The sequence below is a fragment of the Clostridium sp. ATCC BAA-442 genome, assembly GCF_964239415.1.
Classification (GTDB): Bacteria; Bacillota; Clostridia; order Oscillospirales; family Oscillospiraceae; genus Flavonifractor; species Flavonifractor plautii.
Genome location: NZ_CAXSQB010000017.1, coordinates 11,672 through 21,866 on the forward strand (window position 1 = coordinate 11,672; position 10,195 = coordinate 21,866).

Here is a 10,195-nt window from a genome sequence, read left to right on the forward strand (position 1 = left end):
CCCCCCCCCCCCCCCCCCGCCTCTTGATTCGTCCCGGCTCAGCGCCGGGCACAGGCCGGCTCCACCTTCTCCGCCCGCGCCGGACAGCGGGTCCGGCCGCGGCTCACGGCCTTGGCCAGCTCGCACACCACCACGGGGGTAATGGCCAGGGCCAGCACCACGGCCCACTCCAGAGGGCTCATGGGAACGGTGCTGAACACCACCTGAAGGGGCGGCACGCACAGGACGGCCAACTGCATGGTAAGGCCGATGAGAAACGCCTTGTTCATGGCCGGATTGGAGAACACCCCGATGTGAAAGAGGGACGAGCGCTCGCTGCGCACGTCAAAGGCGTGGAAGAGCTGGCACAGGGTGAGGGTGGCGAAGGCCATGGTGTTGGCGGCGGCGTGGGCCTCGCCGGGGTCGGAGAGCACATACTCCCCCAGGAAATAGGCCGCCAGGGTCAGCAGCCCCACCATCACCCCCTGCCAGGCCAGCCGGAAGGCAAAGCCGTGGGCAAAGAGGGAGGCGTGGGCGTCCCGGGGCGGCTGGGACATGACCCCCTCCTCCACCGGCTCCACCCCAAGGGCCAGGGCGGGCAGGGAGTCGGTGACCAGGTTGAGCCACAGAAGCTGCACCGGCACCAGAGGCATCTGGTGGAAGTGGAACACCGTGGCGCAGAAGATGGTGAGGATTTCTCCGATGTTGCAGGAGAGCAGGTAGTGGATGGCCTTCTTGATGTTGGCGTAGATGCCCCGGCCCTGCTCCACGGCGGAGACGATGGTGGCAAAGTTGTCGTCGGTGAGGATCATATCGGCGGCTCCCTTGGCCACGTCGGTTCCAGTAACCCCCATGGCGCAGCCGATGTCCGCCACCTTGAGGGCGGGGGCGTCGTTGACGCCGTCGCCGGTCATGGCCACCACCTTTCCCCGGGCCTGCCACGCCTTGACGATGCGCATCTTGTGCTCGGGGGACACCCGGGCATAGACGGAGAACTTCTCCACCTCCTGCTCCAGCACCTCCTGGGGCAGAAAGTCCAGATCCTCCCCCGTCAGGGCCAGGTCCCCGGGGCGGTAGATGTTTAGCTCCCGGGCGATGGCCACGGCGGTGAGCTTGTGGTCGCCGGTGATCATGACCGGCTTGATGCCCGCGGCGTAGCACTGCTCCACCGCTGTGCGCACCTCCGGCCTGGGCGGGTCGATCATGCCGATGAGGCCCACAAAGGTGAGTCCCTGCTCCAGAGCGGCGCTGTTCAGCTCCCGGGGCAGCATGGCCAGATCCTTGTAGGCCACCCCCAGCACCCGCAGGGCCTTCCCCGCCATGGCCTCGTTCCGGCTCTCCAGCCGCCGGGCGGCGGCGGAATCCAGCCGGCACCGGCGGGCGAGCACGTCGGGGGCCCCTTTGACGCACACCCGCCAGCCGCCGCCGGGCCTCTGGTGGACGGTGGTCATGAGCTTGCGCTCCGAGTCAAAGGGCAGCTCCCCCCGCCGGGGCCACTCCCCCTCCAGTCCATTTTTATCCAGGCCCTCCCGGGCCGCCGCGTCCACCAGTGCGGTCTCGGTGGGATCGCCGGTGGACACCGGCTCCCGCCCCTTCCAGGCCAGGGCGGCATCGGAGCACAGGGCTCCGATGGTGAGGGCCAGGGCCCGCTCGCCGCTCCGGGGCGTCCACACATCCACCACGGTCATGCGGTTCTGGGTGAGCGTGCCTGTCTTGTCCGAGCAGATCACCCCGGCGCACCCCAGGGTCTCCACGGCGGGCAGGCGCTTGACGATGGCCCGCCGCCGGGCCATGCGGGCCACCCCCAGGGCCAGCACAATGGTGACGATGGCGGGCAGCCCCTCGGGGATGGCGGCCACCGCCAGGGAGACGGCGGTGAGAAACATGTCCAGCATGGGCCGCCCCTGGAGCAGCCCCACCCCGAACATCACCGCGCACACGCACAGGCAGACGAAGGACAGGGTCTTGGAGATCTCCGCCATCTTCTTCTGGAGGGGGGTCTGTCCCTCTCCCTCCCCCAGCAGCAGCCCGGCAATGCGGCCCACCTCGGTGTCCATGCCGGTGCCGGTGACCACGCACACCGCCCGCCCCCGGGTGATGACGGTGGACGCGAGCACCATATTGTGCCGCTCCGCCAGGGGGGTGTCCTCCGGCAGGGCGGACAGCAGCCCCTTGGACACGGGGACGGACTCGCCGGTCATGGCGCTCTCATCGGCCTGGAGGGAGGCGGCCTCCAGAATCCGGGCGTCGGCGGGCACCAGGTCCCCCGCCTCCAGATGGATGATGTCGCCGGGCACCAGCCGGTCGGTCTCCAGCCGCTGAAGCGCCCCGTCCCGCACCACCTTGGCCAGGGGGGCCGACATCTTCCGCAGGGCCTCCAGGGCCTTCTCGGCGCTGTCCTCCTGGGAGATGGAGATGCAGGCGTTCACCACCACGATGACCAGGATGATGGCCGCATCCAGCCAGTCCTCGCCGCCGCTGGCCCACAGGGACAGGGCCGCCGCGGCCAGCAGCACCAGGATCATGGGGTCCTTCATTTGCCCCAGGAAGCGCAGCAGCAGCCCCTGCCGCCTCCCCTCCTCCAGCCGGTTGGGCCCCCAGCGGGCCAGCCGCCGCTCCGCCTCCGCCCCGCTCAGCCCCCGGGACTTGTCCGTTTCCAGCTCAGACAGGGTCTGTCTGGTGCTGTATGTATGCCATACGCCCATGTCGCTCGCTCCTCGCTCACTGTAGTTTCCAATTTCTGGCTACAGTATAGCAGAGTGCCTGTCCGATTTCAGGGGAAACGTGGCGCTACCACTCCAAAATCCGCCGGGCCAGCCGGCGGAGAAAGAGCTCATTGCTGGGCCGTTCGGCCGGAAGGCCGCCCATGAGGGCCTGATACTCCCCGCAGGCCCCGGCCTGGAGCTTGCCCACCATGGAGCGGATGTTTTTCTCCACGCAGGCGTAGCTGGTGTTTTGGGCCGCCATGGCGGCGGCATACCCCTCCTTGAGCGGAATGGCCCCCTCCGCGCCCGTGGAGAGCACGGCCGCCGTCCGCGCGGCGGCCTCCACCCCCAGCCCGGACGCGCCCATCCCCCGCAGATAGTCCGCCGCCGCCCGCTCCCGGGGCTCCAGGCAGAGCGAGTGAAACAGGTCGGGCAGGGAGTCGAAGTTGAGGGGCTTTATGAGATAGTAGCTGGCCCCAAGCTGAAAGGCCAGCCGGATGACTGTGGGCTCCGAGGCCTGGGAGGCCACCACCACAGCCGGGCGCGCGCTCCGGCGGCGCAGGGCGCGGAGGAAATCAAGCCCGTCCATCCCGGGCAGAATCAGATCCAGCAGCACGATATCGGGCCTGGTCTGCTCCACCAGCTCCAGCCCCTCCAGGCCGTCCTTTGCCAGCGCGCACAGACAGACCCCCTTCCGTCCGGACAGAAGGGCCTCCGTCAGCATCCGGGTCTCCGGATCATCCTCCACCACCAGGACCCGGATCTCCAGCGCCACGCCTACTCCTCCGGGCCCAGCTCCTGGGCGGCCCGGAACGCCAGATGCAGCATGTGAACGGCCATATCCCGCTGCACCGGAGAGAGCTGGCGCAGGTGGCAGAGCAGGTGCTCCAGCACGGGCTCCTCCTTCTGCGCGCCGTGGGCGAGCTCATCCAGCCCTGTGTGGAACACCTCGCCCAGCTCCACAAAAATCGCCATGGACATACACTTTTTCCCCTGTTCAATATCATTTACATATTGGGAGGAGATGCCCAGGCGCTCGGCCAGCTCCTCCTTGCTCATCCGCGCCAGCTTCCGGCTGTGGTACACCCGCTCGCCCACGGCCTTTTGCAGCGCCAGCTTTTTCTCCTTGTCCTCCATTGTGTCTCACCCTTTGTCCCAAACTTTAGATATAGATTGACACAACTTTGGATTTTTACTATAAACAATAGAATCTTTCTTTTAAACTATAGTTTTTTAATCAAAAACCCCGCCGGATCGGCGGGGTTTTTGCCTGTGCTTATTGCGCTCCGCTCCCGGTGGCATCCGGTGCGGGCTCTGTGCTCTGTGCCGGGGTCCCGGTCTCAGGCGCGGGACTGGCGGTCGCCTGAGCGGCCTCCTCGGCGGCCTTCTCCTCCTGCCACTGCTCGGCAAAGGCCACCATATTCTTGTAGAAGGAATTGGGATCCAGCTTCTCATAGGCGGGCTTGACCTCTACCTTCGCCTCCTCCACCCACTGCTCGTTCAGCTTGCTCATGGCGTAATCGGGGTAGATGGCCGCCATGCTGTCCCGGAGCTGCTGGCGCTCCTCGTCGGTAAAGTCCTGGCGCAGAATGATGTGGTAGCCGTAGGCGGTTTCCACGGGCTCGCTGATCTCACCCACGGCCAGGGCCTTGGCGGCACTCTCAAACTGAGGCACCATCTGGCCGGCATAGGCCAGGTAGCCGTCGGGCGCATAGAGCTGGTTGTTCTCGTCCCGGCCGTCGTCGCTGCGTTCGTTCATCACCTTGTCAAACTCCACCAAGGGGTCTGCGGCGGTCCGAATCTGGGCCAGGAGCTGGTCGGCCTCCGCCTTGACGGCGGCCTTCTGCTCGTCGGTGACAGCGCTGCCGTCCTCGTTCTCCGGGAAGGCCAGCAGGATGTGCTTGGCCTTGTAGTAGCCCGCCTCCTCCACCATGGCATCCAGATCGGCGTCCTGGGCGGTCAGCTCCCCCGCCTCCTCCATCTGGGTCTGGAGGCTCCGGGCCAGATAGGGCACCTGGTTCAGCTTGCGGAAAGCCGCCTCGCTGATGCACTGCTGGTCCAGGTACTCCTGAAGGGTCATCCCGTAATAGCTGTCCACCCGCTGGGTCAGCGTCTCCAGCTCAGCGTCCGCCTCGGCCTGCTCCTCCTCGGTTACGGTCAGTCCCGCCGCCGCCGCGTGGTTGGACACCGTGGTGTAGAGCACGCTGGTGTTCCGCGCGTCCTCCTTCAGATACTCCGCCGTGGGGACGCCGTTGAGCTCCTCCTCCCAAGCGTCGTCGTCCGCCAGGTAACCGCTCTGCTTGGCCGAGGCCACGCTCTGGAGCAGCCAGAACAGGTACTCGTCGGCGGTAACCTCTGTGCCATCCACCGTAAAGAGCACCGTGTCCCTGGTCACACCGGCGGTCTGATAGGCCACGTCGGACGGGTCCACCTCCGGCGCGCCGGGCGCGCAGGCTGTCAGTCCGGCCACGAGCAGCGCCCCGGTCATGCCGGCGCACAGAAACTGTTTCACGTTCATGCGTGTTTGTCCTCCTTATTTGGGTTCCAAAAGCCTGTTCCAGTGTACACCATTTCCCCAGCGGATACAACCGGAAGTTTTGCGCGCCGCCCTACGGCTCCGCTTTGGGGGCGTTTTCGGCATAGTCCTCCACCAGCTTGCGGCCGAATTTCAGGGCGTCCTCAGCCCCAGCCCGCCAGCAGCGGGCCGGGGGCCCCGTTCCATTTCATTTCGCTGGGCGGAAGTGAATCCCGCCCAGCTCCGCCGCACACGCGGCGCCGGCTGCCGCCGGGTAGGGGGAGTCCGCCCCCGCGCCCTACCCCTCTGTCTGAGCCGGGGCGGTCTTGGCGTAGTCCTCCACCAGCTTGCGGCCGAATTTCAGGGCGTCCTCCCCCTTTTTTAGCCGCAAGGCCAGATAGGGCCGCTCCCCGGCGGAGAAGAGCAGGCGGGAGCGGTACTTCTCCAGGCCGCACAGGGCGGACACCCGCTGGAGATCGAACTGGTCCAGATAGAAATTCAGGTTGGCGCCCTTCTGGTCGATCTGGGAAATCCCGTTCCGGGCGGCATCGGCGCGGAGAAGAGCCACGGAGATGAGGTTGTTGACCGTGCGGGGCGGGTCGCCGTAGCGGTCGATGAGCTCATCCATCACGTCGTCGGCGTCCGCCTCGGAGCGGATGGCGGCGATGCGGCGGTAGAGGTCCATCCGCTGCTCCGGCGAGGGCACATAGCGGTCTGGGATGGAGGCGGCCACACTGAGATCGGCAGCGCACTCGGTGGGGCGCTCCGGCTTCTCGCCCCGCTCCTCCAGTACCGCCTCCTCCAGCAGCTTGAGGTACATGTCGTAGCCCACGCTGAGCAGGAAGCCGCTCTGCTCCGGCCCCAGCACATTGCCCGCCCCCCGGATCTCCAGGTCGCGCATGGCGATTTTGAAGCCCGAGCCGAACTCGGCAAACTCCCGGATGGCCCCCAGGCGCTTGGAGGCCACCTCGGTGAGCACTTTGCCCCGGCGGTAGGTCAGGTAGGCGTAAGCCCTGCGCGTGGAGCGGCCTACCCGGCCGCGGATCTGGTGGAGCTGGGCCAGGCCCATGTGGTCGGCGTCCTCAATGATCAGGGTGTTGGCGTTGGCGATGTCGATGCCCGTCTCAATGATGGTGGTGCACACCAGCACGTCCACCTCGCCGTCGCTCATGCGGGTCATCACGTCGTTGAGCTCCTCCTGGCTCATCTTGCCGTGGGCCACCGCCACAGCCACGTCCTCCCCCAGCATCTCCTTGATGCGGGCGGCGGTGCGGGTGATGGTCTCCACCCGGTTGTGGAGGTAGTACACCTGGCCGCCCCGCTCCAGCTCCCGGCGCATGGCATCGGAGAGCACCCCCCAGTCGTGCTCCAGCACATAGGTCTGCACCGGCTGGCGGTCCATGGGCGGCTCCTCCAGGGTGGACATGTCCCGGATGCCGGAGAGGGCCATATTCAGCGTCCGGGGGATGGGGGTGGCGGAGAGGGTGAGCACGTCCACCTGCTTGGACAGCTCCTTGAGCTTCTCCTTGTGCTGGACGCCGAAGCGCTGCTCCTCGTCGATGACCAGCAGGCCCAGATCCTTAAATTTCACGTCCTTCTGGAAGAGGCGGTGGGTGCCGATGAGCAGATCAATGCCCCCCTGCTCCAGCCGCCGCAGGGTGTCCTTCATCTGGGTCTGGGTGCGGAAGCGGCTGACCACGTCGATCTCCACCGGGTACTTGGCAAAGCGCTGCTTGGCCGTCAGGTAGTGCTGCCGGGCCAGCACGGTGGTGGGCACCAGGATGGCGGCCTGTTTGCCGTCCAGCACACACTTCATGATGGCCCGGAAGGCCACCTCCGTCTTGCCGTAGCCCACGTCGCCGCACAGCAGCCGGTCCATGGGCCGGGCCTGTTCCATATCCTGCTTGATCTCGGCGATGCAGCGGAGCTGATCGTCGGTTTCGGCGTACTCGAACTCGTCCTCAAACTCCTTCATCCAGGGGGAATCGGGGGAGAAGGCGAAGCCGGGCTGGCGCTGCCGCTCGGCATAGAGCTGAATGAGCCCCTTGGCCAGATCCTTGACGGCCTTCTTGGCCCGGGTCTTGGCCTTCTCCCAGTCGGTGCCCCCCAGCCTGGAGAGCTTGCGGGTCTCCTGGGCGTCCTCCCCGGAGCCGATGTACTTGCTCACCAGGTCGAGCTGGGTGGCGGGGACGTAGAGCACGTCGGCCCCGGCGTAGGCGATCTTGACGTAGTCCTTCTGCACCCCGTCCACCGTCATCTTGGTCATCTCCAGGAAGCGGCCCACGCCGTGGTGCTCGTGTACCACCAGGTCGCCGGGAGACAGGTCGGCGTAGGAGCCCAGCTTCTGCCGGTTGGTCACCGGCTTGCTCCTGCGCTTTTTGCCCAGCAGGGACTGCCCCTCGGTGAGCACGGCGAAGCGCCCCACCGGGTACTCCATGCCGGCAGTGAGCCCCCCCACGGCAATCACCGCCTTGCCGTAGCCGGGCAGCTCGTGGAGCTGGAAATCCACGGCGGTGGTCATCTTCTGCTCCCGCAGGAGGGCCTGGAGGTTGAGGGCACGCTGCTCACTGCTCACCAGCACCACGGTGCGGAATCCGTCGGAGACATAGTGGGCCAGGTCGGAGACGGCGGTCTCCAGGCTGGCGCCGTAAGAGGGGAGCTGCTTGGTCAGCAGGTTGAGCAGGGTGCGGGGCCGCTGGGGGTACCGGGAGGAGGTGAAGGCGTCCAGGTAGCAGACCGGCCAGTCGGCCAACACCTCGGTCAGCTCCTCAAAGGTGCGGGCGAAGTCAGCCAGCTCCCCGGCCAGCTCTCCCCGCTCCATCAGGGCCTTGGCGTCCTCTCCCAACTGCCACAGGTAGCTCTTTCCCCGCTCGGCCACCCGGGGGCTCTCGCTGAGCACCACCACCGCGTCCTCGGGGAAGTAATCCGCCGCCGTGGCCATGACGGGGTAGATCAGGGCGATGTAGCGGTCCATGGCCGGGAAGGCCGTGCTGGCCGCCAGCCGCTCCCGGTCCTCCTCCAGCGTCTGCACCAGTGTCTCGTTCCCCTTGCGGCGCTTTGCCTGGGAAATGAGACGGTCCAGCCCCTCCAGCAGCCCGCCGTACCCGCCAGGGGTAAACTGGGGCAGCACCTCCGCCGCCGGCAGGATCTCCGCCGCGCCGAGGTTCTCGATGCGCCGCTGGGTGTCGGGATCGAAGAGGCCCATGGCATCGATCTCGTCCCCGAAGAACTCCACCCGGACGGGCTTGGGGTGGGCCGGGGAGAAAAAGTCCAGGATGCCCCCCCGCAGGGCGAACTGGCCCACGCCCTCCACCTGCTCGCAGCGGGTGTAGCCCGCGGCGGTCAGGGTGCCGGCCAGCTCCCCCAGGTCGTGCCGCTCTCCCATCCGCAGAACCTGGGCCGCCTGGGTCAGCAGGGTTTTGGGAATGGTGCGCTGGAGAATAGACTCCACCGTACAGACCAGCAGGGGGCACTCCCCCGCCGCCAGCGCCCGCAGGGTGGACAGCCGCCGGTGCTCGTACTGCCGGGACACCACCGCGGCGTTGTGGAAGGTGAACTCCCGGGCAGAGAGTGTGCGCACCTCCTCCCCCGACAGGGCGGCCAGATCCCTGGCCATGCGCTCGGCCTCCCCCTCGTCGGCGCACACCACCACCACGGGGCGGTTCAGCTCCTGGCGGATGCCCGCGGCAAAATGGGCGCGGTGCACCGCCGACAGCCCGGAAAAGGCCGCCGGACAGGCCCCGTTGTCGATGGCCGCCAGCAGAGAGCGGTATTCAGGTATGTCGTTGAGGGCGGAGAGCAGTGGCTTCATAGGACACCTCGGCACAGAAAAGATCGGAAGTTGTGGGCGCGGGCCGTTCGGAGGCCCGGCGTGGGATGGGCGGCGGGGAGTCTCAGAGGCAAATCTTCATCCGCCGCTCCCGGTAGACCGCCCCGTCAAAGGTATACTGGATCTCCCGGACGGCGCGGAAGCCCAGCTTTTGATACATCTCATAGGCCGCCGTATTCTCCAGCTCCACATGGAGGTAGAGCTCCCGCACCCCCATGTGTTCCCTCATAAAGTCCAGAAAGCGGAGCACGGCCTCTTTGCCCAGGCCCCGCCCCTGGTACTGCGCGCCGATCATGAACCGGCTCATGCACCACCCGGGAAGCTCTGGGTCATAATCAAACAGGACAAATCCGACCATGACGCCGTCGGAATAGACGGCCCGGGTATACAGGCCCTCTTCAAACCGGGCCTCGGCCAGGGAGCGGGCGTTATCCGCCACAAAGCCGCGCTGCTCGTCCTTCACCTTTAGGCAGATGCATTCCATATAGTTGCTTTTATCAATTTCCCGAAAGGTGATCATGGCGCACTCCTCAGCCGTTGAAGCGGTTCATGGCCTTGTCCGGCCCCTCCTGAATGAGGCACTCCACCGCGTCGGCGGCCTTACGGATGGTCTCTGTAATGGTCTTGAGATCCTCCCCGGCGAATTTGGAGAGCACCCAGTCGGCCATGTCGTAGTCGGGGTGGGGCTTCTGGCCCACCCCGACCTTGATCCGTGGGAACTGGTCGGTACCCAGGTGCTGGATGATGCTCTTGAGGCCGTTATGACCCCCGGCGGAGCCGCCCTTGCGGATGCGCAGCTTGCCCAGGGGGAGGGACACGTCGTCAGAGATGACCAGCACCCGCTCCGGTGGGATTTTATAGAAGCGGGCGGCCTCCCCCACCGCCTCGCCGGACAGGTTCATATAGGTCACCGGCTTCATGAGCAGCACCTTGACGCCCCCCACCTCCAAGGTGTTGGTAAGGGCGCGGTGCTTCAGCTTCTGCACGGGCACCCGGGCCCGCTCGGCCAGCTCGTCCACGGTGAGAAAGCCGACATTGTGGCGGGTATTCTCATATTTTTCGCCGGGGTTGCCCAGGCCCACCACCAGCCATTCAGCCCCGGCGCCCCGATTTTTGTCAAAAAACAAGGTTTTTCCTCCATGCGGCAATGGGGGCGGAGCAACGCTC

7 protein-coding genes are annotated in these 10,195 nt (G+C 66.5%); all 7 read right to left on the reverse strand.

Annotated elements, in window-relative coordinates:
- Nucleotides 1–38: 38 nt before the first annotated feature.
- The 7 genes from ACESY8_RS09115 to pth all read right to left on the reverse strand — a co-directional run bounded on the left by ACESY8_RS09115 (nucleotide 39) and on the right by pth (nucleotide 10,155).
- Complete coding sequence (locus ACESY8_RS09115) at nucleotides 39–2,684, reverse strand: cation-translocating P-type ATPase (RefSeq protein ID WP_195306583.1); 2,646 nt, start codon at nucleotides 2,682–2,684, stop codon at nucleotides 39–41.
- 85 nt (nucleotides 2,685–2,769) lie between these two features.
- Nucleotides 2,770–3,459 (reverse strand): response regulator, encoded by a 690-nt coding sequence (locus tag ACESY8_RS09120; RefSeq protein ID WP_007495922.1) that lies wholly within the window; start codon nucleotides 3,457–3,459, stop codon nucleotides 2,770–2,772.
- A 2-nt stretch (nucleotides 3,460–3,461) separates the two neighbouring features.
- Nucleotides 3,462–3,821: a helix-turn-helix domain-containing protein gene (locus ACESY8_RS09125; RefSeq protein WP_007495925.1), complete on the reverse strand. Its 360-nt coding sequence runs from the start codon at nucleotides 3,819–3,821 to the stop codon at nucleotides 3,462–3,464.
- Between the two features lie 139 nt (nucleotides 3,822–3,960).
- Nucleotides 3,961–5,202: a peptidylprolyl isomerase gene (locus tag ACESY8_RS09130; RefSeq protein WP_007495927.1), complete on the reverse strand. Its 1,242-nt coding sequence runs from the start codon at nucleotides 5,200–5,202 to the stop codon at nucleotides 3,961–3,963.
- A 295-nt stretch (nucleotides 5,203–5,497) separates the two neighbouring features.
- Nucleotides 5,498–9,010, reverse strand: coding sequence for a transcription-repair coupling factor (mfd, locus tag ACESY8_RS09135; protein WP_434307828.1), 3,513 nt, complete (start codon nucleotides 9,008–9,010; stop codon nucleotides 5,498–5,500).
- A gap of 82 nt (nucleotides 9,011–9,092) precedes the next feature.
- Complete coding sequence (locus tag ACESY8_RS09140; RefSeq protein WP_007495932.1) at nucleotides 9,093–9,548, reverse strand: GNAT family N-acetyltransferase; 456 nt, start codon at nucleotides 9,546–9,548, stop codon at nucleotides 9,093–9,095.
- Between the two features lie 10 nt (nucleotides 9,549–9,558).
- Nucleotides 9,559–10,155 (reverse strand): aminoacyl-tRNA hydrolase, encoded by a 597-nt coding sequence (gene pth, locus ACESY8_RS09145; protein ID WP_434307829.1) that lies wholly within the window; start codon nucleotides 10,153–10,155, stop codon nucleotides 9,559–9,561.
- Nucleotides 10,156–10,195: the final 40 nt, after the last annotated feature.